24 protein-coding genes are annotated in these 23,239 nt (G+C 61.5%); 17 read left to right on the top strand and 7 right to left on the bottom strand.

All coding sequences use genetic code 11. From position 1 onward, the window contains the following. The first annotated feature begins 90 nt into the window (after positions 1-90). The gene (gene aroC / locus BC363_RS29370) at positions 91-1,191 is read left to right on the top strand and encodes a chorismate synthase (RefSeq protein ID WP_065783029.1); all 1,101 of its coding nucleotides are present in this window, start codon (positions 91-93) and stop codon (positions 1,189-1,191) included. A gap of 115 nt (positions 1,192-1,306) precedes the next feature. Beyond that, the gene (gene ribB / locus BC363_RS29365; RefSeq protein ID WP_065782673.1) at positions 1,307-2,407 is read left to right on the top strand and encodes a 3,4-dihydroxy-2-butanone-4-phosphate synthase; all 1,101 of its coding nucleotides are present in this window, start codon (positions 1,307-1,309) and stop codon (positions 2,405-2,407) included. A 134-nt stretch (positions 2,408-2,541) separates the two neighbouring features. On the opposite strand, the gene BC363_RS29360 is transcribed toward ribB, so the two are convergent. Continuing rightward, positions 2,542-3,072 (bottom strand): invasion associated locus B family protein, encoded by a 531-nt coding sequence (locus BC363_RS29360; RefSeq protein WP_053250648.1) that lies wholly within the window; start codon positions 3,070-3,072, stop codon positions 2,542-2,544. 355 nt (positions 3,073-3,427) lie between these two features. Between BC363_RS29360 and coxB the strand changes: the two genes are divergently transcribed. The 13 genes from coxB (at position 3,428) to rnhA (ending at position 13,392) form a co-directional block, all read left to right on the top strand. Next, positions 3,428-4,312 (top strand): cytochrome c oxidase subunit II, encoded by an 885-nt coding sequence (coxB, locus tag BC363_RS29355; RefSeq protein WP_083222531.1) that lies wholly within the window; start codon positions 3,428-3,430, stop codon positions 4,310-4,312. 20 nt (positions 4,313-4,332) lie between these two features. Next, complete coding sequence (gene ctaD, locus BC363_RS29350) at positions 4,333-6,021, top strand: cytochrome c oxidase subunit I (protein ID WP_065782669.1); 1,689 nt, start codon at positions 4,333-4,335, stop codon at positions 6,019-6,021. 98 nt (positions 6,022-6,119) lie between these two features. Next, positions 6,120-7,076, top strand: a complete 957-nt coding sequence (locus BC363_RS29345) for a heme o synthase (protein WP_065782667.1) — start codon at positions 6,120-6,122, stop codon at positions 7,074-7,076. Next, on the top strand, positions 7,076-7,216 hold the full coding sequence (locus tag BC363_RS35655) for a hypothetical protein (RefSeq protein ID WP_025426174.1): 141 nt from the start codon (positions 7,076-7,078) through the stop codon (positions 7,214-7,216). Before BC363_RS29345 ends, BC363_RS35655 begins: the two co-directional genes overlap by 1 nt. Positions 7,217-7,228: 12 nt before the next feature. Then, complete coding sequence (locus BC363_RS29340; RefSeq protein WP_065782665.1) at positions 7,229-7,828, top strand: cytochrome c oxidase assembly protein; 600 nt, start codon at positions 7,229-7,231, stop codon at positions 7,826-7,828. A gap of 64 nt (positions 7,829-7,892) precedes the next feature. Continuing rightward, on the top strand, positions 7,893-8,771 hold the full coding sequence (locus BC363_RS29335; protein WP_065782663.1) for a cytochrome c oxidase subunit 3: 879 nt from the start codon (positions 7,893-7,895) through the stop codon (positions 8,769-8,771). A gap of 100 nt (positions 8,772-8,871) precedes the next feature. Continuing rightward, positions 8,872-9,366: a L,D-transpeptidase family protein gene (locus BC363_RS29330; protein WP_141690480.1), complete on the top strand. Its 495-nt coding sequence runs from the start codon at positions 8,872-8,874 to the stop codon at positions 9,364-9,366. Further along, entirely contained in the window at positions 9,363-9,746 is a 384-nt protein-coding gene (locus BC363_RS29325) for a DUF983 domain-containing protein (protein WP_065782659.1), read from the top strand. The genes BC363_RS29330 and BC363_RS29325 overlap by 4 nt, the downstream gene beginning before the upstream one ends. Further along, positions 9,715-10,482, top strand: coding sequence for an SURF1 family protein (locus tag BC363_RS29320; protein ID WP_083223471.1), 768 nt, complete (start codon positions 9,715-9,717; stop codon positions 10,480-10,482). Before BC363_RS29325 ends, BC363_RS29320 begins: the two co-directional genes overlap by 32 nt. A gap of 53 nt (positions 10,483-10,535) precedes the next feature. Then, positions 10,536-10,901: a DUF1304 domain-containing protein gene (locus tag BC363_RS29315; protein WP_065782657.1), complete on the top strand. Its 366-nt coding sequence runs from the start codon at positions 10,536-10,538 to the stop codon at positions 10,899-10,901. 3 nt (positions 10,902-10,904) lie between these two features. Next, a complete protein-coding gene (gene ispH / locus BC363_RS29310; protein WP_053250658.1) occupies positions 10,905-11,912 on the top strand; it encodes a 4-hydroxy-3-methylbut-2-enyl diphosphate reductase in 1,008 nt (335 codons plus the stop codon). 26 nt (positions 11,913-11,938) lie between these two features. After that, positions 11,939-12,919, top strand: coding sequence for a homoserine kinase (locus tag BC363_RS29305; protein ID WP_065782656.1), 981 nt, complete (start codon positions 11,939-11,941; stop codon positions 12,917-12,919). Then, positions 12,916-13,392, top strand: a complete 477-nt coding sequence (rnhA, locus tag BC363_RS29300) for a ribonuclease HI (protein WP_065782654.1) — start codon at positions 12,916-12,918, stop codon at positions 13,390-13,392. The genes BC363_RS29305 and rnhA overlap by 4 nt, the downstream gene beginning before the upstream one ends. Positions 13,393-13,423: 31 nt before the next feature. Here the strand turns inward: rnhA and BC363_RS29295 are convergent, their stop codons facing one another. Both BC363_RS29295 and BC363_RS29290 read right to left on the bottom strand, forming a co-directional pair. Beyond that, the gene (locus tag BC363_RS29295; protein WP_053250780.1) at positions 13,424-13,909 is read right to left on the bottom strand and encodes a peroxiredoxin; all 486 of its coding nucleotides are present in this window, start codon (positions 13,907-13,909) and stop codon (positions 13,424-13,426) included. 142 nt (positions 13,910-14,051) lie between these two features. Next, on the bottom strand, positions 14,052-14,900 hold the full coding sequence (locus BC363_RS29290; protein WP_083223470.1) for a protein-disulfide reductase DsbD domain-containing protein: 849 nt from the start codon (positions 14,898-14,900) through the stop codon (positions 14,052-14,054). Positions 14,901-15,069: 169 nt separating this feature from the next. Between BC363_RS29290 and BC363_RS29285 the strand changes: the two genes are divergently transcribed. Beyond that, positions 15,070-15,675, top strand: coding sequence for a YqgE/AlgH family protein (locus BC363_RS29285; protein WP_065782652.1), 606 nt, complete (start codon positions 15,070-15,072; stop codon positions 15,673-15,675). Positions 15,676-15,787: 112 nt separating this feature from the next. Here the strand turns inward: BC363_RS29285 and BC363_RS29280 are convergent, their stop codons facing one another. The 4 genes from BC363_RS29280 to thrC all read right to left on the bottom strand — a co-directional run bounded on the left by BC363_RS29280 (position 15,788) and on the right by thrC (position 22,219). Then, positions 15,788-18,697 carry an EAL domain-containing protein gene (locus BC363_RS29280; protein ID WP_065782650.1) on the bottom strand — a complete coding sequence of 970 codons (2,910 nt, stop codon included), beginning with the start codon at positions 18,695-18,697 and terminating at the stop codon, positions 15,788-15,790. Continuing rightward, positions 18,697-19,308 (bottom strand): GNAT family protein, encoded by a 612-nt coding sequence (locus tag BC363_RS29275; protein WP_065782648.1) that lies wholly within the window; start codon positions 19,306-19,308, stop codon positions 18,697-18,699. The genes BC363_RS29280 and BC363_RS29275 overlap by 1 nt, the downstream gene beginning before the upstream one ends. A 192-nt stretch (positions 19,309-19,500) precedes the next feature. Beyond that, positions 19,501-20,802, bottom strand: coding sequence for a pitrilysin family protein (locus BC363_RS29270; RefSeq protein ID WP_065782646.1), 1,302 nt, complete (start codon positions 20,800-20,802; stop codon positions 19,501-19,503). A 16-nt stretch (positions 20,803-20,818) separates the two neighbouring features. Continuing rightward, positions 20,819-22,219, bottom strand: coding sequence for a threonine synthase (gene thrC / locus BC363_RS29265; protein ID WP_065782644.1), 1,401 nt, complete (start codon positions 22,217-22,219; stop codon positions 20,819-20,821). A 279-nt stretch (positions 22,220-22,498) separates the two neighbouring features. Between thrC and BC363_RS29260 the strand changes: the two genes are divergently transcribed. Then, positions 22,499-23,047, top strand: a complete 549-nt coding sequence (locus tag BC363_RS29260) for a hypothetical protein (RefSeq protein ID WP_065783026.1) — start codon at positions 22,499-22,501, stop codon at positions 23,045-23,047. Positions 23,048-23,239 lie beyond the last annotated feature (192 nt).

Below are 23,239 nucleotides of genomic sequence, written 5' to 3'. Positions count from 1 at the left end.
AGACTTTCCCCTGTCCCGGCTTTCCACTAAGAGAGTGGTGCCCGTACATGAAACATGTACGTCCGTTGCTTCTCAGAGTTCGGTTGCCTCATGTCTCACAATACTTTCGGTCACCTCTTCCGCGTCACCACCTGGGGGGAAAGCCACGGCCCGGCGCTCGGCTGCGTGGTGGATGGTTGCCCGCCCGGCATTCGTTTCACGCTGGCCGAACTGCAGGCCTGGCTCGACAAGCGTAAGCCCGGCCAGTCGCGGTTCGTCACGCAGCGCCGTGAGGACGATCTCGTCAAGGTTCTCTCCGGCGTGATGCTGGATGAGGACGGCGAGACGATGATCTCCACCGGCACGCCGATCTCGATGCTGATCGAAAACACCGACCAGCGCTCGAAGGATTATTCGGAGATCTCCAAGCGCTATCGACCGGGGCATGCCGACTACACCTACGACGTCAAATACGGCATTCGCGACTACCGCGGCGGCGGCCGATCGTCGGCGCGCGAAACGGCAGCGCGCGTTGCTGCCGGTGGTATCGCCCGCAAGGTGGTGCCGGGTCTCGTCGTGCGCGCCGCGCTGGTTCAGATCGGCAAACACAAGATCGACCGCGCCAACTGGGATTGGACCGAGGTCAACAATAACCCGTTCTTCGCGCCGGATCCGGCGATCGTGCCCGTCTGGGAGGAATATCTCGATGGTATCCGCAAGTCCGGGTCGTCCATCGGCGCCGTCGTCGAGGTCGTGGCCGAGGGCGTGCCGGCCGGCATCGGAGCGCCGATCTATGCCAAGCTGGACCAGGACATTGCCGCAAACCTGATGTCGATCAACGCAGTCAAGGGCGTCGAAATCGGCAACGGTTTCGGTGCCGCCGAAATCACCGGCGAGGAAAATGCCGACGAGATGCGCATCGGTGACGACGGCAAGCCGGTCTTCCTCTCCAACAATGCCGGCGGTATTCTTGGTGGCATTTCAACCGGCCAGCCGGTCATCGCCCGCTTTGCGATCAAGCCGACCTCTTCTATCCTCACCGAGCGTCGTTCGATCGACAGTGACGGTAACGAGGTGGATGTGCGCACCAAGGGGCGTCATGACCCTTGCGTCGGCATTCGCGCCGTGCCGATCGGCGAGGCGATGGTTGCCTGCACGATTGCGGATCACTACCTGCGTGACCGTGGCCAGACCGGCCGGCTTACTGCATAATTCCTTAAACCGGAGTCGATTTAAGGACAAAATTATGCCGCAACTCAAAGTGTTACAGCGACCTTTGCGCGTCTAAATAGACGCGCGGCGCTGTAAGTAATTCGGGAAGAAAAAGATGTCCTATGACCAGAAGCGTGTCGTTGATGCCATCCGTGCCTTCGAAGCCGGCGAGATTGTCGTCGTCACCGACGATGGCGGCCGCGAGAACGAAGGCGACCTGATCGTTGCCGCTGTCCATTGCACGCCGGAGAAGATGGCCTTCATCGTGCGCCACACCTCGGGTATCGTCTGCACGCCGATGCCGCGCGAGGAGGCAAAACGCCTCAACCTCAACGCCATGGTGGCGGAGAACGACTCGGCGCACACCACCGCCTTTACCGTCTCGGTTGACTTCAAGCACGGCACGACCACCGGCATCTCAGCCGACGATCGGACGCTGACGGTGCGCAACCTCGCCAACCCCAATGTCGGGCCGACCGATTTCGTGCGTCCGGGCCATATCTTCCCGCTGGTCGCCCGCGAAGGCGGCGTTCTGATGCGCTCGGGCCATACGGAGGCCGCCGTCGATCTCTGCAAGCTCGCGAGCCTGCCGCCGATCGGCGTCATCTGCGAACTGGTCAATGACGATGGCACCGTCACGCGCGGCCCGCAGGTCAGCGCCTTTGCCGAAAAGCATGGTTTGAAGCAGGTTTCCGTCGCCGACCTGATCGCCTACCGCCAGCGCAAGGAAACGCTGATCGAGCAAGGCAGCTCGTTCGACATCGAGACACCCTACGGCGAGGCCAAGGGACATTCCTATTCGTTGCCCTGGGATCCGATGCAGCATCTTGCCGTCGTCTTCGGCGACATCCGTGACGGTGTCGATGTTCCGGTTCGCCTGCACCTTGAAAATGTCGGCGCCGACGTTTTCGGCAAGGACTGCCAGATCGACCGGATCATGAAGCGCATGGCCGAAGAGGGCAGGGGCGTCATCGTCTATCTGCGCGAAGGCTCGGTCGGCGTCGGCGTGTCGCAGACCGCCCGCAAGGGTAAACATGACCGCGAAGCCCATGACGAGGCGCAGGCCCGTGAAAGCGAATGGCTGGAGATCGGCCTCGGCGCGCAGATCCTGAAGGATCTCGGCATCAGTTCCATCCGTCTGATCGCCTCGCGCGAGCGCCACTATGTCGGCCTCGAAGGCTTCGGCATCAAGATTGCCGCGACCGACATTATCTAACCCGTTTTCCATCATTCCGATCGATGAAGCCCGGACGAAAGTCCGGGCTTCTTTGTTTTGCCTGCTTCTTCGCGGCGGAAATGAAAAAGCCGCGCACGAGACGCGGCTTCGAAAGCGGTTTGTAATGGCTGCCTTTACGGCAGGGCGTCGTAGCCTTCGCCGAAACCTTTGAGATCGACCGGAATGCCGATGCCTTCTTCCGGCGACTGGAAGACGATGAAGGTCGCCGTCGCGCCGGAGCGGAAGGTCTTCAACAGTTCGTCTTCAAGCACGACCTCGGCATAGCAGCCGTCGGAGAAGCAGCGCACGAAATAGGCGCGGCCGATATCCTTGCCGTCGACATTGAGGCCGAGGCCGTTCGGAAGCAGTACGCCGAGCGGCGCCAGAACGCGCAGGATCTTCGCCTTGCGGTCGGCAGTCTTGAGCACGACGACCGAGAGGCCGACTTCCGGCCGGTCTTCGGCGATGACGTTCTGCATCAGGGCGCATTGGTCGGCCGATGCACCTGCCGGCTGATCGCAGACGATTGACCATGCACCATGGTTGGACTTGACCGTTCCGGGCGCGCCAGCGGGTTGTTGGGCAGCACTCGCCGTGGGAAGGGCGAGAACGGCAAATCCGAGAGCGGCAAGAGCCGACAGTCGGGAGAAAAGGGGCAGGCCCATGTAAACCTCAAAACGTCGAATCATCAGGGCTATTCTTGAAGCGCGCAGGGAGAAATGAAAAGCCCTGTGGGGTACATTCCAGCGCCATATGGCGGAAATTGGGCTCGCGGAGCGCCATTGTCGCGCTGACGTGGCGTGATAGCGCCGTCGGCGGCGCAGAACGAGGCATATAAGTCGATTCGTCTGGGGTTCCGAGGGGTGCCTGTGAGAAAAGTCGCATTTGTGCAAAAATGCCGCATGGGGTTGATTGCACAGATGTTGCGGCGCTGGGCAAACTGTGGTTTGAAGCGCTGCAGTATCGCAGGGATTCTGCGTTTCGGTTTGATCCTGATCAAGCGCATTGGGGAGACATATTGTGAAAAACAAGGCTTATGCAGTTATGGCAGCGCTTGCCTGTCTGCTTTTTGCTTCGAGCGCCTTCGCTGACAAGCCTGTCGATTGGCAGACGAACTTTCAGACGGCTGCGACGGGCATTATGGAAGAAATCACGTGGTTTGAGCACTATACCCTGTGGTTCATCATTCCGATCACTCTCTTTGTCCTCCTGCTGCTGATTGTCGTGGTGGTCAAATTCCGTGAGAGCGCCAACCCGGTTCCCTCAAAGACCAGCCACAACACCGCTATCGAAGTTGTCTGGACCGTCGGTCCGGTCATCATCCTGCTGTTCCTGGCAATCCCGTCCTTCCAGCTTCTGACGGCGCAGCTGACGCCGCCGGCCAATCCTGACCTGACGGTCAAGGCGACGGGCAACCAGTGGTACTGGTCCTATGAATATGAAGTCGGCGAAAGCCCGCTCTCCTTCGACAGCCTGCTGATGAAGGAAGAAGATCGCGCGAGCCTCGGCAAGGAAGACAAGGTCGAGTATCCGCGCCTTCTCGCCGTCGACAACGAAGTCGTCGTTCCGGTCGGCAAGACCGTTCGTCTGCTCGTCACCGCTGCCGATGTCATCCACGCCTTCGCAATGCCCGCCTTCGGCGTTAAGATCGATGCCGTTCCCGGCCGCCTGAACGAAACCTGGTTCAAGGCTGACCGCGAAGGCCTCTACTACGGCCAGTGTTCCGAGCTTTGCGGCAAGGACCACGCCTATATGCCGATCGCCATCCGCGTTGTTTCGCAGGAAAAATACGACGCCTGGCTCGCTGCCGCCGCAACCAACATCGGCGACGCGAACAAGGCGCTCATGGCGTCCATCGACGGCGCGGCCAAGGCCGTTGACGTCGCCGCCAACGCCGCACAGTAATCGGAAGGGGAGCTCGACCCATGGCTGGAACAGCCGTTCATCACGACCAACGCCATGATCACTCCGATCATGGCCACGCAGACCACGCGCACAAGCCGCTGACCTTCTTTCAGCGCTGGTTTCTGTCGACCAACCACAAGGACATCGGCACGCTCTACCTGATCTTCGCGATCATCGCGGGCATCATCGGCGGCACGCTGTCGGTGTTCATGCGCGCCGAGCTGCAGGAGCCGGGCATCCAGATCTTCCACGGCCTGGCGCAGATGGTCTACGGCTTCGAGGGCGACGCTGCCATCGACGGCGGCAAGCACATGTTCAACGTGTTCACGACCGCGCACGCGCTCATCATGATCTTCTTCATGGTCATGCCAGCGCTGATCGGTGGCTTCGCCAACTGGATGGTTCCGATCATGATCGGTGCGCCTGACATGGCGTTCCCGCGCATGAACAACATCTCCTTCTGGCTGATCATTCCGGCCTTCCTGCTGGTCCTGCTTTCGATGTTCGTCGAAGGTCCGGCCGGCGCCTATGGCGCTGGGGGCGGATGGACGATCTATCCACCGTTCTCGACGTCGGGCATGCCCGGGCCGGCGATGGATCTTGTGATCCTCGGCCTGCACATTGCCGGCGCGTCGTCGATCCTCGGTGCGATCAACTTCATCACCACGATCCTGAACATGCGCGCTCCCGGCATGACGCTGCACAAGATGCCGCTGTTTGCCTGGTCGGTTCTGATCACCGCCTTCCTGCTTCTGCTCTCGCTGCCGGTTCTGGCAGGCGGCATCACCATGCTCTTGACGGACCGCAACTTCGGCACCGCCTTCTTCGCGCCTGAGGGCGGCGGCGACCCGATCCTGTTCCAGCACCTGTTCTGGTTCTTCGGTCACCCGGAAGTGTACATCCTGATCCTGCCGGGCTTCGGCATCGTCAGCCACATCGTTTCCACCTTCTCGCGCAAGCCGATCTTCGGCTACCTCGGCATGGCCTACGCCATGGTCGCGATCGGCGCCGTCGGCTTCATCGTGTGGGCGCACCACATGTACACCGTCGGCATGTCGCTCGACACGCAGCGCTACTTCGTCTTCGCGACGATGGTCATCGCTGTTCCGACGGGCGTTAAGATCTTCTCGTGGATCGCGACGATGTGGGGTGGTTCGATCCGCTTCACGACCCCGATGGTCTGGGCGATCGGCTTCATCTTCCTGTTCACCGTCGGTGGCGTCACGGGCGTCCAGCTCGCCAACGCCGGCCTCGACCGTTCGCTGCACGACACCTACTACGTGGTTGCTCATTTCCACTACGTTCTGTCGCTCGGCGCCGTGTTCGCGATCTTCGCCGCCTGGTACTACTGGTTCCCGAAGATGACCGGCTACATGTACTCCGAGTTCCTCGGCAAGCTGCACTTCTGGGTCATGTTCATCGGCGTGAACCTGATCTTCTTCCCGCAGCACTTCCTCGGTCTCGCAGGCATGCCGCGCCGCTACATCGACTATCCGGATGCCTATGCCGGCTGGAACATGGTGTCGTCCTACGGCTCGTACATCGCGGCCGTCGGCGTGCTGATCTTCCTCTTCTGCGTTGCCGAAGCCTTCGCCAAGAAGCGCGTCGCTGGCGACAATCCGTGGGGCGAGGGTGCGAACACGTTGGAATGGCAGCTGTCTTCGCCGCCGCCGTTCCACCAGTGGGAACAGCTCCCGCGCATCAAGTGATGGGAAAGAAACAGAAGCCGCCGGTTCCGGCGGCTTCACCCCGCCGGAGAACCGGCAAAAGACGGCCCGTATGGGCAAAAGACGATCAAGGACGAGACATGACGGTCATCGACAATCACGAAGCAGTTGGCATGGATGGTGCACCGCGCCTGTCCGAGGCCTCTGCACGCGATTACTTCGAGCTTCTGAAGCCCCGCGTCATGTCGCTCGTCGTGTTCACGGCGCTTGCCGGCCTCGTGCTCGCGCCCGGGCACATCAATCCGTTCATCGGTTTCATCGCCATCCTGTGCATCGCAGTCGGTGCTGGCGCCTCCGGCGCGCTCAACATGTGGTATGACGCCGATATCGACGCGGTCATGACCCGCACGGCCAAGCGCCCGATCCCGGCCGGCAAGATCCTGCCCGAGGAAGCGCTGGCCTTCGGTCTGACGCTCTCCGCCTTTTCCGTGATCATCCTCGGGCTCGCCGTCAATTGGCTCGCAGCCGGGTTGCTCGCCTTCACCATCTTCTTCTACGCCGTCATCTATACGATGTGGCTCAAGCGCTCGACGCCGCAGAACATCGTCATCGGCGGTGCTGCCGGTGCCTTCCCGCCCATGATCGGCTGGGCCTGTGTGACCGGCGGCGTATCCGTCGAAAGCATCATCCTGTTCCTCATCACCTTCCTGTGGACGCCGGCGCATTTCTGGGCGCTCGCACTGTTCAAGATGGGCGACTACGGCTCCGTCGGTGTGCCGATGCTGCCCAATGTCTGCGGCCAGGCAACCACCAAGAAGCAGATCGTCATCTATGCCGTGCTGACGGCCCTGATCGGCATCTGTCCCACCTTGCTCGGTTTCGCGAGCATCGGTTACGGGGCGGTTGCAGCAGCGCTTGGTCTCGGCTTCATCTGGTATTCGATCGGCGTGCTGCGCATGCCTGAGACGGATGAGCGCATGCTGCCCGCCAAGAAGCTTTTCGCCTTCTCGATCATGTATCTGTTTGTGATCTTCTCCGCTCTGATGGCGGATCACCTGATCGTCAATATCTGGCTGAATGCCGGGAGTGTTGCCTGATGGAAACCGTCAAGCTGAACGAAGCCCAGAAGAAGTCGCGCCGCGGCCGCAACATTGCGCTCGGTATCGTGCTGGCTGGTCTGGTCGTCCTGTTCTACGTCGTCACGCTGATCAAGTTCGGCAACGGCATGGTCAACTGAGGGAGACGTGATATGACGACCTCCCAGAATTCCGAGCAGAAGCAGCGTTCCAACGGCGTCATCGTCGGCACCTGCCTCGCCTTCGTTGTCGGCATGACGGGCATGGCCTACGCGGCAGTGCCACTCTACGACATGTTCTGCCGCGTCACCGGCTATAACGGCACGACGCAGCGCGTCGAGCAGGCATCGGACGTCATTCTTGACGAAAAGGTCAAGGTCACCTTCGACGCCAATACCTCTGGCGGCCTGCCTTGGGAGTTCAAGCCGGTTCAGCGCGACATCGACGTCAGGATCGGCGAGACCGTGCAGGTGATGTACCGTGCCAAGAACCTTTCGTCGAAGCCGACGACCGGGCAGGCGACGTTCAACGTCACGCCGATGCAGGCCGGCGCCTACTTCAACAAGGTTCAATGCTTCTGCTTTACCGAGACGACCCTGCAGCCGGGAGAGGAGATGGAGATGCCGGTGGTATTCTTCGTCGATCCGGACATGGTCAAGGCGGTCGAGACCAAGGACATCAAGACACTGACACTTTCCTACACCTTCTACCCGCGCGAGCCGTCGAAGCCGGTCGCACAGGTGAAGACGGGCGAAACTGAGAACAAACTTTGACTGGAGGCCCGTTTCGGCTATGCCGAAAGGGCGACAAGAGAAAGACCTATCGGGGATTACTGACATGGCCGATGCGCATCAGAAGAATCACGACTACCACATCATCGACCCGAGCCCCTGGCCGTTGCTTGCCTCGATCGGCGCATTCGTCATGGCGTTCGGCGGTGTCGGCTACATGCGCTATCTCTCGGGCGGCTCCTTCAAGCTGTTCGGCGCAGAGCTCGCCAATCCGTGGGTCTTCTTCATCGGTCTCGCCGTCATCCTCTACACCATGTACGGCTGGTGGTCGGACACGGTGAAGGAAGCGCACGAGGGTCACCACACCCGCGTCGTCTCGCTGCACCTGCGCTACGGCATGATCATGTTCATCGCCTCGGAAGTGATGTTCTTCGTCGCCTGGTTCTGGGCTTATTTCGACGCCAGCCTCTTCCCCGGCGAAGCAATCCAGGCGACCCGCACGGCCTTTACCGGCGGCGTCTGGCCGCCGAAGGGCATCGAGGTTCTCGATCCCTGGCACCTGCCCCTCTACAACACCGTCATCCTGCTGCTTTCCGGCACGACGGTAACCTGGGCGCACCACGCGCTGCTGCACAACGACCGCAAGGGCCTCGTCTACGGCCTGACGCTGACCGTCCTGCTTGGCGTGCTGTTCTCCTACGTCCAGGGCTATGAATACGCTCACGCTCCGTTCGCCTTCAAGGACTCGATCTACGGCGCGACCTTCTTCATGGCGACCGGCTTCCACGGCTTCCACGTCCTGGTCGGCACGATCTTCCTGCTCGTCTGCCTGCTGCGCGCGCTGCGTGGCGACTTCACGCCGAAGCAGCACTTCGGCTTCGAAGCGGCCGCCTGGTACTGGCACTTCGTTGACGTCGTCTGGCTGTTCCTCTTCTTCTCCATCTACATCTGGGGTGGTTGGGGCGCGCCTGTCGCTCACATGTAAGAGGATTTGAGCTCAAGCTCTTCTCGACAAGGCGGCTGCGACCATGCAGCCGCCTTATTTTTTTGTTTGTCTTGCGGTGGTATCGATGGGGCGAGCCGACATGAAAATACGCGTGGCTGCGGTCACGACGGCATGGCTTCTGGCCGGATGCTTTTCTGCCTTTGCCGGCGATCTGGCCGACCGCGTGGTGGTGCACAAGGAAAAGCGGATCCTGCAACTCTTCCGCGGCGGTCAGATGTTGCGCCAATATACGATCGCCCTTGGTGGCAATCCGATCGGCCACAAGCAGCGCGAGGGCGACCGGCGAACGCCGGAAGGTCTCTATGTCCTGGACTGGCGCAATGACCAGAGCGGTTATCACCTGTCGATGCACGTCTCCTATCCGACACCCGCGGATATCAAGGCAGCGGCAGCCAAGGGCGTCGATCCCGGCGGCATGATCATGATCCACGGTCAACGCAACTATTTCGGCTGGCTGGCGTTTATGACGCAGATGTTCGATTGGACGGATGGCTGCATTGCGGTTACGAATACCGAAATGGATGAAATCTGGGACATGGTTCCCAACAACACCCCGATCGAGATCAATCCGTGAGTGACGACAAAGCTCTCTATCCGCCGGTCGACCCGGTCATGACCGGCATCAAGGGCCTGTGCCCGCGATGTGGCCAGGGCAAGCTGTTCGACGGGTTCCTGACGGTAAAGCCCTCCTGCGCCAACTGCGATCTCGACTATCGCTTCGCCGATTCCGGTGATGGTCCGGTTGTCTTCGTCATCCTGATTGTCGGCTTCATCGTCGTCGGCGCGGCGCTCTGGATGGAGGTCAACGTCAATCCGCCGCTCTGGCTGCATTTCCTGCTCTGGATACCGCTGGCGATCGTACTCAGCCTCGGCCTGATGCGCGTGCTGAAGGGCATCTTGATCAACCTGCAGTATCGCAACAATGCGCGGCCCGGCGAGATCGATCGTGGCTGAGATCGAGATCAAGAAGAAGGGCGGCCTTGTCGGGCGCCTCGGCGCATTCGTCCTGCTCGCTATCGTCTTCGCCATCCTTATCTCGCTCGGCACCTGGCAGATGCAGCGCCTGCACTGGAAGGAAGGCCTGCTTCAGGCAATTGCCGAGCGCCGTTCGGCGCCACCGGTGACGCTTGCCGAGATCGAGAAGATGCTCGCGGCAGGTGCCGACATCGATTACCGCACCGTCACGGTTCCCGGCGGTTTCGACCACAGCAAGGAGCGACACTTTTTTGCCACCTACAATGGCCGCACCGGCTACTACATCTTTACGCCCTTGACGATTGAGGACGGTCGCTCCTTGTTCGTCAATCGCGGTTTCGTGCCCTTCGAACAGAAGGATTCCTCGACCCGTCTGGCAGGCGAGCTTCCGGCTTCCGCGGCGATCCACGGCCTCGCAAGACCGAAGCTTAGCGAAAAGCCGTCGTCAATCGTTCCCGACAATGATCTCGTAAAGAACACCTTCTACTGGAAGGACCTCAATGCGATGGCATCGTCGGTCGGGCTTCCCGCCGACAAGGTCGTGCCGTTCTTTGTCGATGCCGATGCGTCGCCCAATCCGGGCGGACTTCCGATCGGTGGTGTTACCCAGTTCGACCTGCCGAACAGTCACCTGCAATACGCGCTGACCTGGTACGGCCTTGCCGCGGCCCTGGTCGTTGTCAGCGGCGTCTTTGTCATGCGGCGCAGGCCATAGGCGGCTCGCCGACGCCGTGCTATCCCTGACCGACGCAGTTGGGGGCATGGGTAATGGGCTTGATATCGACGATCCTGATCGCGCTGACGGCGCTTTTGCATCTCGGCTTTCTCGTGCTGGAGATGTTTTTGTGGACCAAGCCGCAGGGGCGTTCGGTTTTCCGCATGTCGGTCGAGCGGGCGGAAGCGACCCGGGTGCTGGCCGCCAATCAGGGGCTTTACAATGGCTTTCTCGCAGCCGGCCTTTTCTGGTCCCTCCTGCAGCCGGATGCATCATTTGCCGTCGAGTTGAAGGTGTTCTTCCTTGTGTGCGTGATCGTTGCCGCTATATATGGCGCGTGGTCCGTCAAGCCGCGCATCCTGTTGATCCAGGGCGGCCCGGCGATTGCAGCCCTTGTTTTCGTTCTACTGGCATCCTGATCCATGGCATCATCCGCGGCAAAATCTCCGATCACCATTCGCCTTTGCGGGCCGCGCGGCTTCTGCGCCGGCGTCGACCGGGCGATCCAGATCGTCGTCCTGGCGCTGAAGGAATTCGGTGCGCCGGTCTATGTGCGCCACGAGATCGTGCATAATCGTTATGTCGTGGAAGGACTTGAGGCCAAGGGGGCGATTTTCGTCGAGGAACTCGACGAGATCCCGCCGGAGCATCGCAAGCAGCCGGTGGTGTTTTCCGCCCATGGCGTGCCGAAATCGGTGCCTGCGGATGCCGATACGCGCAATCTCTTCTACCTCGACGCCACATGTCCGCTGGTCTCCAAGGTCCACAAGCAGGCGATGCGCCACAACCGGCTGGGCCGCCACGTGGTGCTGATCGGCCATGCCGGCCATCCGGAAGTCATTGGCACGATGGGGCAGCTCCCGGAGGGTGCTGTTTCTCTGGTCGAGACAATCGAGGATGCGGATGTCTACATGCCGCCCGATCCGGACAATCTCGGTTTCGTCACCCAGACCACGCTTTCCGTCGACGACACTGCCGGCGTCATCAAGCGGCTGCACGAGCGCTTCCCCAACCTGACGGCGCCGGCTGCGGACTCGATTTGCTATGCCACCACCAACCGGCAGGAAGCGGTCAAGCAGGCGGCACCCGGCTGCGATCTGTTCCTGGTCGTCGGTGCGCCGAATTCGTCGAATTCCAAGCGCCTCGTCGAAGTGGCGCTGAAGGCCGGCGCGAAGAAGTCCGTTCTCGTGCAGCGGGCAGCCGAAATCGACTGGGATTCGATCGGCGATATCTCCACCGTCGGCCTGTCTGCCGGCGCATCGGCGCCTGAGGTGATCGTCAACGAGATCATCGAGGCCTTCCGCGAGCGTTACGACGCCGTCGTTGAACTTGCCGACACCGTCGAGGAAAACGAGAACTTCCTCGTCAATCGCGAGATCCGGCATGTGCCGCTGACCGCCGCCGACATGGCCTTCGTCAACGGCGAATAACCCGCATTTCTTGAAAGTGAAGAACCGTGGCAGTTTACACCGATATCACGGAAGACGACCTGAGCGCTTTTCTCGAGGCCTATGACGTCGGCCAGCTGACCTCCTACAAGGGCATCGCCGAGGGCGTCGAAAACTCCAACTTCCTGCTGCACACGACAAAGGGCGCCTACATCCTGACGCTCTACGAGAAGCGCGTGAACGCGGATGACCTGCCATTCTTCCTGGGGCTGATGCACCACCTGGCCGATGGCGGGCTTTCCTGCCCGCTGCCTTTGCCGCGCGCGGATGGCGAGCTCCTGGGCGAATTGTCCGGCCGTCCGGCCGCCGTCATTTCCTTCCTTGAAGGCATGTGGCTTCGCAAGCCTGAGGCCAAGCATTGCCGCGAAGTCGGCAGGGCGCTGGCAGAGATGCATGTCGCCGGCCAGGGTTTTGGCCTGACGCGCGCCAATGCGCTTTCGGTCGGCGGCTGGCGGCCGCTGTGGGTCAATTCCGAGGCGCGCGCCGACGAGGTGCAGACCGGTCTCAAGGACGAGATTTCCGCCGAACTCGAGCATCTCGAGCGCAACTGGCCGAAGTCGTTGCCGGACGGCGTCATCCATGCCGATCTGTTCCCCGACAATGTCTTCTTCCTCGGCGACCAGCTTTCCGGGCTGATCGACTTCTACTTCGCCTGCAACGATTATCTCGCCTACGATGTGGCCATCTGCCTCAACTCGTGGTGCTTCGAGAAGAACGGCTCCTACAATATCACCAAGGGCATGGCGCTGCTTTCGGGCTATGAGAGCGTGCGCAAGCTGACGGCGGACGAGGTCGAAGCCCTGCCGCTGCTCTGCCGCGGTTCGGCGCTGCGGTTCTTCCTGACGCGCCTTTATGATTGGCTGATGACGCCTGCCGGCGCCCTGGTCGTCAAGAAGGATCCGCTGGAATACCTGACGAAGATCCGTTTCCATCGGGCGATCGTTTCCAGCGCCGAGTATGGCCTCCGACTCGAAGAGGCTTCGGCATGAAGCATGTGGACATCTTCACCGACGGTGCCTGCTCGGGCAATCCCGGGCCGGGCGGCTGGGGCGCGGTGCTGCGCTACGGCGAGGTGGAAAAGGATATGTGTGGCGGCGAGGCGGAAACGACCAACAACCGCATGGAGCTTCTGGCTGCGATCTCGGCGCTCGATGCGCTGAAGAGCGCCTGCGAGGTCGACCTGCATACCGACAGCAAATATGTGATGGACGGCATCTCCAAGTGGATCCACGGCTGGAAGAAGAACGGCTGGAAGACCGCGGACAAGAAGCCGGTGAAAAACGGCGAACTCTGGCAGGCGCTGGATGAGGCCAACCGACGCCACAAGGTGACCTGGCATTGGGTCAAGGGCCATGCCGGCCATCCGGAAAACGAACGCGCCGATGAACTCGCCCGCAAGGGCATGGAGCCCTACAAGAAAGGGCGCCGTCCGGATCCTCTCTCAATAAAAAACGGGCCGTAAGGGCCCGTTTTTTATTGATTGATGTCAGTGCTCAGAGCTGTTCCAGCATCGCGGCGGCGCCCGATACGGTTGCCTGACCCGGGCTTTCCTCGAGGTTGAGTGTCTTCACCACGCCGTCTTCGACGAGCATGGAATAGCGCTTCGAGCGGATGCCGAGCGTGCCGGCGGAAAGATCGATATCCATGCCAAGCGCCTTGGTGAAGGCGGCATTCCAGTCCGAGAGGAAATGGATCTTGCCCATGCCGCCTGACGACGTCGCCCACGCGCCCATGACATGCAGGTCGTTGACGGCAACCACGGCAATATCATCGATGCCACGCGACAGGATCGCGTCACGGTTTTCGAGATAGCCGGGAAGATGGTTGAGCGAGCAGGTTGGCGTGAACGCGCCGGGAACGGCGAAGAGCACAACACGCTTGCCCTTGAAAAGCTGTTCGGTCGTCACTTCCACCGGACCATCGGCGGTCTTTTCCTTGAAGGTTGCGGCAGGCAGCTTGTCTCCGACGGCAATGGTCACGGCATTCTCCTTGCGTTGCGCGCGTGGCCAGACCGGCGTTCCGGCAGGGCGTTGTCGCGGCTTGAGTTGTCTTGCGTCCGGGCGTCTCCTGCTGGCGTCCTTGGACGCCATCGCCTGAAACCGGCTGGACTATAGAGACGCATCAATCAAAGGCAAGGGTCGTTTCCATGCTGCGCCCGTCCGCACGCACCGTGACGATGACCGGCTTTCCCTTCAGGCTCTTGTCCTTGCCGGAGAGCCGAACGGGGATCTCCGCCTGGAGCTCCGCGCCGTCCGTCTTGGTGATCACCGGCTTGCCGAAGGAGAGGCCTGAGGCGCCGGCAAGGAACAGTTCGCGGTGATCCTTGCCGGTATCCGGCGGCAGCCGCAACGAGAGGTGCACCGCTGCCTTCTGCTCGTCATAGGTGGCTGTCGTCACCTTGAAATCTTGGGAGGGAGGTTCCGGCAGGGCAGCGACTGCGTCATTGATGCGGGCGGCATCGAGCGGGTTGTCGAAGTCGCCGTGCTTGAGCGTCAGGTCCAATTCGCCCTGCACCGGAATGCAGATGTCCTCGCAGATCCCGAGAAACACCGAGGCGCGGATTTTCACGTCTCCCTCACCGTGCAGGCGTTTCAGGGTGAGCGGGAAGGCAACCGACTTGTCGTAGCCGACATAGCGTACGACACCGTCGTCGAAGGTCCTGGGAACGGGAAAGCCGATCTTCTCAAGAACGACGCCCGCGGCCGGATCGAGCGTGATCTGCGGGGGAATGCCGCTGGCGCCGGGCTCGCGCCAATAGGTCTTCCAGCCGGGGTTCAGCTTAACCTCGAGCGTTGCGGGGATTGTGCCGTCCTGCTGCGGCGGAGCAGCGACAAGTCGGATCATGCCGCCGGCCGACGTCATCCATTCGCTGGTCGCGGCTTGAGCGCCGGCAGGCAGAAAAAATGCGACGAGAAGGCTTGCCGTGCCGATGCGCTGGACCATGTTCTTATATGTGGGGCGTTTGATCATGGCTAAAGCAATATCGCTTTTGCCGGCAGCGCTCCAGACGCCCCATTGGGCGCGGAGATCATAAATGTTTGATCAGGCAGGGCACGGCAAACGCGGTACGTGCATTATTTGGCGGTCGCGACGTTGAAGCGCTTTTCATTTCGCGGCGAATTGGTAGGCTGTCTGCATTATGGCAATAACCATGGCACAGAAGAAACGGGAACGCGGTTTCCTTGACGGTCAGTTCCTGATCGCCATGCCTGGGATGTTTGACACGAATTTTGCCCGCACCGTCATCTTCATCTGCGCCCATTCGGATGACGGCGCCATGGGGTTCATCCTCAATCGGCCGCAGCAACTCACCTTCGCCGATGTTCTGATGCACCTTGAGATTCTCGACGAGGACGAAGCGATCCGTCTGCCGGCGATGACGCGCGACTTCCAGATTCAGACTGGCGGACCGGTCGAGACCGGGCGTGGTTTCGTGCTGCATTCCGACGACTATTTGAGCGATTCCAGCATTCCGGTCAGCGATGACATTTGCCTGACCGCCACGCTCGACATCGTCCGCGCGATCTCGCGCGGGGAGGGGCCGCATCGGGCGACGATGATGCTGGGTTATGCGGGCTGGGGTCCCGGCCAGCTCGAGGCGGAAATCACGCAGAACGGCTGGCTGACCTGCCCGGCGCACGAGGAACTGATCTTCGACAAGGCCCTCGGCGACAAATACGACCGCGCCCTTGCTTTGATGGGCGTCAGCCCGGCGATGCTGTCGATCGACGCCGGCCACGCCTGATCGCGGACGCCGAAAACCCGGGCAATCCACCTCAAGACACCGAGGCTCACTGAGTTCTACGGTCTGAGACCGCGGCTGTGCTCGCCGCGTTGCATTGGCCTGTTCCGCTTGGTTAAGCCCGTTTCATCAGCGGAAATCGCTCTTTCAACAGCCGCAGGATCGACTCCGAGCCGATCGGAGGACCGAACAGGAAGCTCTGGCCGTAATCGCAGCCCATCTGCGAAAGCTGGATCGCGTCTTCCTCGGACTCGATCCCTTCGGCCACGACCTGCATGTCGAGTTCGCGCGCCATGGTGATCACCGAGCGCAGCAGGATGCCGCGTTTGTCGCTCGGGTCGCGCACCAGCGCCTTGTCGATCTTGATCGTATCGAAGGGGAACCGGGTGAGATAGGAGAGCGACGAGTGGCCCGTGCCGAAGTCGTCGAGCGCCAGCTTCAGCCCGGCTTCCTTCAGTTTCTCGAGAACGAGCCGGGCCTGCTCCGGGTTCTCCATTACGAGAGATTCCGTCAGCTCCATCTTCACCTTGGCCGGATCGCAACGGTTCTTGTTGAGAACCGCCCGAACGTCGTCATAGAGCTCGTTGTTGAGAAGCTGTGCGCTGGAGAGATTGATCGACACGAAGATCGGCAGGTCGCCGGTCTGGATCTGCCACTCCGTGAGGTCGCTGGTCGCCTTGTCGAAGGCGAACATGCCGAGCTGATTGATCAGCTCGGAATTCTCGGCGATCGGGATGAACTCGGTCGGCGAGACGTTGCCGCGCTTGGGGTGGTCCCAGCGCATCAGCGCTTCGAACCCGGCAATCTCGGCGTCGCTGAGCCGGACGATCGGCTGATAGACCAGCGACAGTTCCTTGCGCTCGATGGCGCGCTTGAGATCGGCTTCGAGCTGCATGCGATCCGAACCGGAGGTTCTAAACGCCGGCCGGAAGGGCTCGACGCGATTGCCGCCTTCCTTCTTGGCGCGGAACATCGCCAGCTCCGCATCGTCGATCAGGCCGGCAGCGCTCTGTTCCTGCTCGAGCCAGGAAACGAGGCCGATGGATGCGGTGAGGTTGATCTCGCGGTTACCGTAGTTGAGCGGAACCATGATCGCCTTACTGACCGCGTCGGCGAAATCGGCAACCTTGGCCGGGTCGCGTTCCGACATCAGGATTAACCCGAATTGGTCGCCGCCGAGGCGTGCCAGCGTATCCTGCGGACGCAGCAGCCGGCGCAGCCGGCGCGTCAGTGCGATCAGGATGTTGTCGCCGGCAGCAATGCCGAGCAGGTCGTTGACCTGCTTGTAGCGGTCGATGTCGATCGCAAGCACGGTCGGGCGTGCCGTCGTTGAGCTGTCGGCCATCAGCAGAATGGCCTGCAGGCGGTCGAGGAAGACCTGTCGGTTGGGAAGGCCGGTCAGATTGTCGTGCAGCGCATTGTGCAGCAGCCGCTCGACCGAATTGCGCTGCTCGGTGATGTCGATGATCGTGCCGACGCAGCGGATGATCTCGCCATTGGCGCCAAGCACCGGGCGCGCGCGGATAGACAGCCAGTGATAATGGCCATCCTCCGCACGCACGCGGAACTCGTGGTTGAGCTTGCCGCGGCGGTGTTCGAGCAGGACATCGAGGGTAGCGCGAAAGCGATCGCGGTCATCCGGGTGCAGGCGCGGCAGCCAGTTGCGCAAGGGGCCGTGCATCGAGCCCATCGACAGGCCGAGCTGCAGCGAGATGTCGGGAATGGTGACGACGCGGTCACGCGCCACGTCCCAGTCCCAGACCGTATCGCCGGAGCCCGTCAGCGCCAGCGACTGGCGCTCCAGATCGGAAAACAGGCCCTGCTGGTAGGCGCCGCCGGCAAAGGCGTGCTGCATGACGGTGAAACCGATCAGCAGCACGATCAGGACGAGACCACCGCCGAGCGCCGGCTGGACGATGTCGTTGGCGAGCTGGCCAGTGACGGTCAGCCAGGCGCCGAACAGCCAGACCAGAATGAGCAGCCAAGCAGGGACCAGCAGGATGGCGCGGTCGTAGCGGTTGAAGCCGAGATACGCGATCAGCACGATGCCGACCGTTGCCGTGAGCGCGAAGGAGAGGCGGGCGATACCCGATGCGATTGCCGGATCATAGACCGCAACGCCGAAGAGCAGGCCGAGGCCGAGGATCCAGGCGAGCGTTGCGTAACCCAGGTGCTGGTGCCAGCGATTGAGGTTGAGATAGGTGAACAGGAAGATCACGAGACCCGCCGCCAGGAAGACCTCGGTGCCCGCTCGCCATATTCGCTCGTCGCCGGCCGTGACGCTGATGAGCTTGGACAGAAAGCCGAAATCGACGCAGATATAGGCCAGCACCGCCCAGGCGAGCGCTGCCGTCGCCGGCAGCATCGACGTTCCCTTGACCACGAACAGGATCGTCAGGAACACGGCGAGGAGGCCGGCGATGCCGAGCACGATGCCGCGGTAGAGCGTGAAGGCGTTGACCGTGTCCTTGTAGGCGTCCGGCTGCCAGAGGTAGATCTGCGGCAGCTCCGGGGTTGCCAGCTCGGCGACAAACGTGATGACGGCGCCCGGGTTGAGCGTGATCTGGAAGACGTCCGAATCGTCGCTTGGCAGCCGTTCGAGCGCGAAACCCTCGCTCGGCGTGATCGACAGGATGCGTTGCGACCCGAGGTCGGGCCAGAAGAGCTTGGAATTCACCAGGCGGAAATGCGGCGCGACGATCACGCGATCGAGCTGCTCGCCGGAGACGTTGGCAAGCGCGAAAACTGCCCAGTCGCCCTGATGGTTCTCGGTGCTGGAGCGCACCTCGATACGACGGACGATGCCATCGGCACCCGGCGCTGTCGAAACCTGGAAGGCTTCGCTGCGGCCGCTATAGATCTCGGTCGTCGCGGTCAGGTCGAGTGCGGTGTCTTCGCGCGAAATCTTGACCGGCTCAAGAGCATGGGCAATGCCGCCAAACGCGCAGAAAAGCGTCGTGAGTGCAATCAGAAACGCTGCCAGCTTCGAGGCTGACCATGCGAAGGGCGAGCGGGTTAGAGGCATCAAAGGGGCAATTTCCTGTTCGGTACGGCATCATCGGACAGGAGAGAGAACAGCACATGGTCACGCCATTGCCCGTTTATCCTCAAGTACTGTCTTAAGTAGCCTTCACGCTCAAAACCGGCCTTTTCAAGGAGCCGGATGCTTCTTGAGTTCTCCGGAATACAGGCTGCTTCAATACGGTGCAACTCAAGGCTCGAAAAGATGTAGGGAATCGCGAGCTTGAGGGCGGCGAACATGTGGCCGTGGCCGGCATGGCGCTCGCCCATCCAGTAGCCGATCATGCAGTTTTGCCCGGCTCCACGTCGGATGTGGCCGATGGTGAGCCCTCCGAGCAGGGTCTCTGCAGGCTTGTGGAAAAGAAAAAGCGGCACGGCCTGGCCGGACGCGAATTCCTGCTCGTTGCGGATGACGCGGCCGCGAAAGGCGCTCTCCGTCATTTCGTCGGCGCGCCAGGTCGGTTCCCACGGCTCCAGAAAGCTGCGGCTCTCGCTTCGAAGCTCGTACCATTGACGATAATCGGCGTAGCGGGGAAGGCGGAGCAGGTAATCCTGATTGGCGATCTCGATCGTCTCGGGCTGCCGCGACAGGAACCGAAAAACCGATCGTGTCATATGTGCCTCCGAGGCCTTCCAGTTGAACGCGCGGAAGATCCTTAACCGCCCGGCCGACAGCGCCCTTTGCGCCATCGCAAATCCAAGCGTTGCACAACTTTGCGCACAAATCGAATCCGATTTTACGAAAAGCCGCAAACACTTCGCCGACCGGGCGCCATGACGGGCCCGGCCGAAACCAGGTGTTCCGGATCAGCTTGCGACGGCGTGTGCGACGACGGTTTTTCCGGTGAGCGACGACAGGATGTCGTTCATCGGCGCCAGCTGTTCCAGCGGTCCGATCGCCGACAGCGTCGGACTGGTGTCGAAGAACAGGCGACCTGCCAGGTCGGTCAGGCGCTCGATGGTGATGCCCGACAGGCGCTCCATCAGCTCCTCGTTCGGGATCGGGCGACCGTAGAGCATCATCTGGCGGGCAATCTGGCCTGCGCGTGCGGCCGGGCTTTCCTGGCCCATCAGCAGCTGGGCGCGGATCTGGGCGCGGGCACGCTCGATTTCCTGCTGTTCGATGTTCATCGACGACTTGCGCAGTTCGTCGACGATGACGGGCATCAGCTCCGGCAGGTTTTCACCGCCGGTGGCCGCATGCACGCCGAAGATGCCGGTGTCGGAGAAGCCCCAATGGAAGGCATAGACCGAGTAGCAGAGGCCGCGGTGCTCGCGCACTTCCTGGAAGAGGCGCGAAGACATGCCTCCACCGAGAATGTTGGCGAGGATCTGCGAACAGTAGAAGTCGCGGGCGTGATAGGCCTTGCCTTCGAACCCGAGCAGGATCTGCGCATCCATCAGGTCGCGCGTTTCGCGGCTTTCGCCGCCAGTGTAGATCGCGGTTTCGAGAACCGGCGTTGCCAGCGGCGTGCGTGGCAGTGTCGAGAAGCGTTCCTCGACCTGGTGCACGAAAGCTTCGTGCTCGACGGCGCCGGCGGCGACGACGAACATCCGGTCGGTGGTGTAGTTGCGGCCGAGATACTGGCGGATCTGGTCGGCGGAGAACGACATCACCGTCTCTGGCGTGCCGAGGATCGGGCGTCCAACCGTCTGGTTGCGATAGGCGGTTTCGGCAAAGCGATCGAAGACGACGTCGTCAGGCGTGTCGTCGGCGGCGCCGATCTCCTGCAGGATCACCTGCTTTTCGCGGCGCAGCTCGTCCTCGTCGAAACTCGACTCGGTGAGGATGTCGGCAAGGATGTCGACGGCCAGCGGCACGTGGTCCTTGAGGACGCGCGCGTAATAGGATGTCGTTTCGGTCGAGGTCGCGGCATTGACTTCGCCGCCGACATTCTCGATTTCCTCGGCGATCTGGCGGGCGGTGCGCCGTCCGGTGCCTTTGAAAGCCATGTGCTCAAGCAGATGGGCGATGCCATGTTCGCCCACGGTTTCGTTGCGTGAACCGGATTTGATCCACACGCCGAGCGCCACGCTTTCGAGATGCGGCATCTGCTCGGTTACCACCGTCAACCCGGAAGGGAGCCGGGTGCACTCAACTTTCATCATACGTTTCTTCTCGTTCTTACCCCCGGACACGGGCACGGTCGCCGATAAAGGTCTCGACGCTCTTCAGGTCCGCATCCAGGATATCGAAACGCTCCTCCCTGTTCATCAAGTCAGCAAGCCACGTCGGAAGCGCCGGGTCAATACCACTTGCCGATTTTACGGCGCCGGGGAATTTTGCGGGATGGGCGGTTGCAAGCGTGACCATCGGGGCGGAAGGCTTCTCGTGCTTGGCCGCCACGAAGACGCCGATGGCGCTGTGCGGATCGAGCAGATAGCCGGTCTCTTCCAGGGTTTTGGCAATGGTCTTGGCGACATCCTTCTCCGAAGCGCGCCCGGCACGGAACTCCTTGCGGATCGCCTTCAGCGCCTTTTCGCGGATGGCAAAAGAGCCGGACTGCTTGAGGCTGTCCATGGCGGAGCGCACTTCGGCCGGGTCGCGATCGTTGGCTTCGAACAGCAGCCGTTCGAAGTTGGACGAGATTTGGATATCCATCGACGGCGACGTGGTCGCCTTGACCTCGCGCATTTCGTAGCGGCCGGTCTTCAGCGTGCGGGCGAGAATGTCATTTTCGTTGGTGGCGACAATCAGCTTGTCGATCGGCAGGCCCATGCGCTTGGCGACGTAGCCGGCGAAGATATCGCCGAAATTGCCGGTCGGCACGGTGAAGGAAATCTTCCGGTCCGGCCCACCGAGCGCGATCGCGGTCGTGAAATAGTAGACGATCTGGGCCATGATCCGCGCCCAGTTGATCGAGTTGACACCCGACAGCTTGACGCGATCGCGGAAGGCCGCGTCGTTGAACATGCCTTTGACGAGGTTCTGGCAATCGTCGAAATTGCCCTTGACGGCAATGGCGTGAACGTTGCCGGCCTTCGACGTCGTCATCTGGCGCTGCTGCACGGCAGAGACCTTGCCGTGCGGGAAGAGGATGAAGATGTCGGTGCGCTCGCGCCCGGCAAAGGCGTCGATGGCCGCGCCACCGGTATCGCCCGAGGTTGCGCCGACGATGGTTGCCCGTTCGCCGCGCTCGGCGAGCACATAGTCCATCAGCCGGGCCAACAACTGCATCGCCACGTCCTTGAAGGCGAGCGTCGAGCCATGGAACAACTCCATGACGAAGGCGTTGGGGCCGGTTTGGACCAGCGGGGCGATGGCCGGATGACGGAACGTGGCATAGGCCTCGTCGATCATCTCGCGAAACTTTGCCGAGGGGATCTCGCCGTGGATGAAGGGCTCGAGTACGGCGAAGGCGATGTCCTGATAGGATTTGCCGCGTAGCGCCCGGATCTCCTTTTTCGACAGCGTCGGCCATTCCTTGGGAAGGTAGAGACCGCCGTCGCGAGCAAGGCCCGCCAGCAGCGCATCGCAGAAGCCGAGAGGAGCGGCCTCGCCGCGCGTCGAGATATACTTCACCATCCTAGTCCTTCGTCTTGCCTTAGGATCGCGGCGACCCTATGCGAACCGGCCGCGGCGCGTCTGTCTTATTGCGTCAGTCCTTGACAAAGTCCCCACGCATTCTTGTCACCAGTGCAATTTCCGGCCTCAGCGTCGTTTCGGAAAATTCCGATCGAGGTGGCTGACCCAATCGATTTTTCAATTCGCCGCTGCTATAGACGATGCCCGAAGGCCATGAAAGGCCTTCCGGCCGAGATTTCGGTCAAGGAGTTTCAACCGGTTCAGCAGAGGTTGTTCAACGTGTTTGGCAAAGTATCCCGGCCTGTCCTCGCAATATCCTTTCTCGCGGTCCTCGCCGGCTGTAACAAGACGCAATCCGGCGGAGCGATCGATGCGGGTGGCAGTGCCGCAGCACCTACGCCGGCCGTCGTCCAGGCAGCATGCCCGCAGGTGGTCTTGAGAGACGGCACCTCGTCGTTCCGCACCTATGCCAAGGGCGGCAAGGACGATCCGACCAAGGTCATCTATCAGGCGTCGCTGGCAGACACGACGCGGCAATGCGTTCAGAGCGAAACCGCCCTGACGATCACCGTCGTGGTTCAGGGCCGTGTCGTCAGCGGTCCCGCGGGCGGTCCCGGCAAGATCACCATGCCGATCCGCGTCGCCGCAACGGACGAAGAAAAGACGCTCTATTCCGAGCTGACCCAGCACGCCGTTGAGATCCCGGCAAACGGCTCGACGCAGTTCGTCTTCACCAAGGCAGACGTCACGCTGCCGGCCGGCGCAGGGTCCAACGCCAAGGTCTTCGTCGGCTTCGACGAAGGTCCGCCGGCCAAGCGCAAGAAGTAAGATCAGCGCAGGGTTGGTATAAGCGGCTGCAACGGCAGCCTGAAACGAAAAACGCCGGGGCAAGCCCCGGCGTTCAGACCGCTGACAAACCCCTGGCACCGTCCAGGGGTTTATGATTCATTGGGACATGTTGAAGAAACCCGTTCCCGAACAGACGGCGCTCGAGATGGTGACGCTCGACAGTCTGGTGCC

This window comes from Ensifer sp. LC384 (assembly GCF_001695865.1).
GTDB lineage: Bacteria > Pseudomonadota > Alphaproteobacteria > Rhizobiales > Rhizobiaceae > Ensifer.
The sequence above is the reverse complement of the archived record's forward strand: the minus strand, read 5'-3'. Positions and strand labels throughout refer to the sequence as shown.

What these genes read in the sequence shown, in the direction of transcription:
- thrC (WP_065782644.1), bottom strand. Translation starts at nt 22,219, where the DNA reads ATGGTGAAGTATATCTCGACGCGCGGCGAGGCCGCTCCTCTCGGCTTC.
- BC363_RS29270 (WP_065782646.1), bottom strand. Translation starts at nt 20,802, where the DNA reads ATGATGAAAGTTGAGTGCACCCGGCTCCCTTCCGGGTTGACGGTGGTA.
- BC363_RS29345 (WP_065782667.1), top strand. Translation starts at nt 6,120, where the DNA reads ATGACGGTCATCGACAATCACGAAGCAGTTGGCATGGATGGTGCACCG.
- ispH (WP_053250658.1), top strand. Translation starts at nt 10,905, where the DNA reads ATGGCATCATCCGCGGCAAAATCTCCGATCACCATTCGCCTTTGCGGG.
- BC363_RS29320 (WP_083223471.1), top strand. Translation starts at nt 9,715, where the DNA reads ATGCGCGGCCCGGCGAGATCGATCGTGGCTGAGATCGAGATCAAGAAG.
- aroC (WP_065783029.1), top strand. Translation starts at nt 91, where the DNA reads ATGTCTCACAATACTTTCGGTCACCTCTTCCGCGTCACCACCTGGGGG.
- BC363_RS35655 (WP_025426174.1), top strand. Translation starts at nt 7,076, where the DNA reads ATGGAAACCGTCAAGCTGAACGAAGCCCAGAAGAAGTCGCGCCGCGGC.
- rnhA (WP_065782654.1), top strand. Translation starts at nt 12,916, where the DNA reads ATGAAGCATGTGGACATCTTCACCGACGGTGCCTGCTCGGGCAATCCC.
- ribB (WP_065782673.1), top strand. Translation starts at nt 1,307, where the DNA reads ATGTCCTATGACCAGAAGCGTGTCGTTGATGCCATCCGTGCCTTCGAA.
- BC363_RS29285 (WP_065782652.1), top strand. Translation starts at nt 15,070, where the DNA reads ATGGCAATAACCATGGCACAGAAGAAACGGGAACGCGGTTTCCTTGAC.
- BC363_RS29290 (WP_083223470.1), bottom strand. Translation starts at nt 14,900, where the DNA reads ATGATCAAACGCCCCACATATAAGAACATGGTCCAGCGCATCGGCACG.
- ctaD (WP_065782669.1), top strand. Translation starts at nt 4,333, where the DNA reads ATGGCTGGAACAGCCGTTCATCACGACCAACGCCATGATCACTCCGAT.
- BC363_RS29275 (WP_065782648.1), bottom strand. Translation starts at nt 19,308, where the DNA reads ATGACACGATCGGTTTTTCGGTTCCTGTCGCGGCAGCCCGAGACGATC.
- BC363_RS29330 (WP_141690480.1), top strand. Translation starts at nt 8,872, where the DNA reads ATGAAAATACGCGTGGCTGCGGTCACGACGGCATGGCTTCTGGCCGGA.
- BC363_RS29335 (WP_065782663.1), top strand. Translation starts at nt 7,893, where the DNA reads ATGGCCGATGCGCATCAGAAGAATCACGACTACCACATCATCGACCCG.
- BC363_RS29315 (WP_065782657.1), top strand. Translation starts at nt 10,536, where the DNA reads ATGGGCTTGATATCGACGATCCTGATCGCGCTGACGGCGCTTTTGCAT.
- BC363_RS29340 (WP_065782665.1), top strand. Translation starts at nt 7,229, where the DNA reads ATGACGACCTCCCAGAATTCCGAGCAGAAGCAGCGTTCCAACGGCGTC.
- BC363_RS29280 (WP_065782650.1), bottom strand. Translation starts at nt 18,697, where the DNA reads ATGCCTCTAACCCGCTCGCCCTTCGCATGGTCAGCCTCGAAGCTGGCA.
- BC363_RS29360 (WP_053250648.1), bottom strand. Translation starts at nt 3,072, where the DNA reads ATGGGCCTGCCCCTTTTCTCCCGACTGTCGGCTCTTGCCGCTCTCGGA.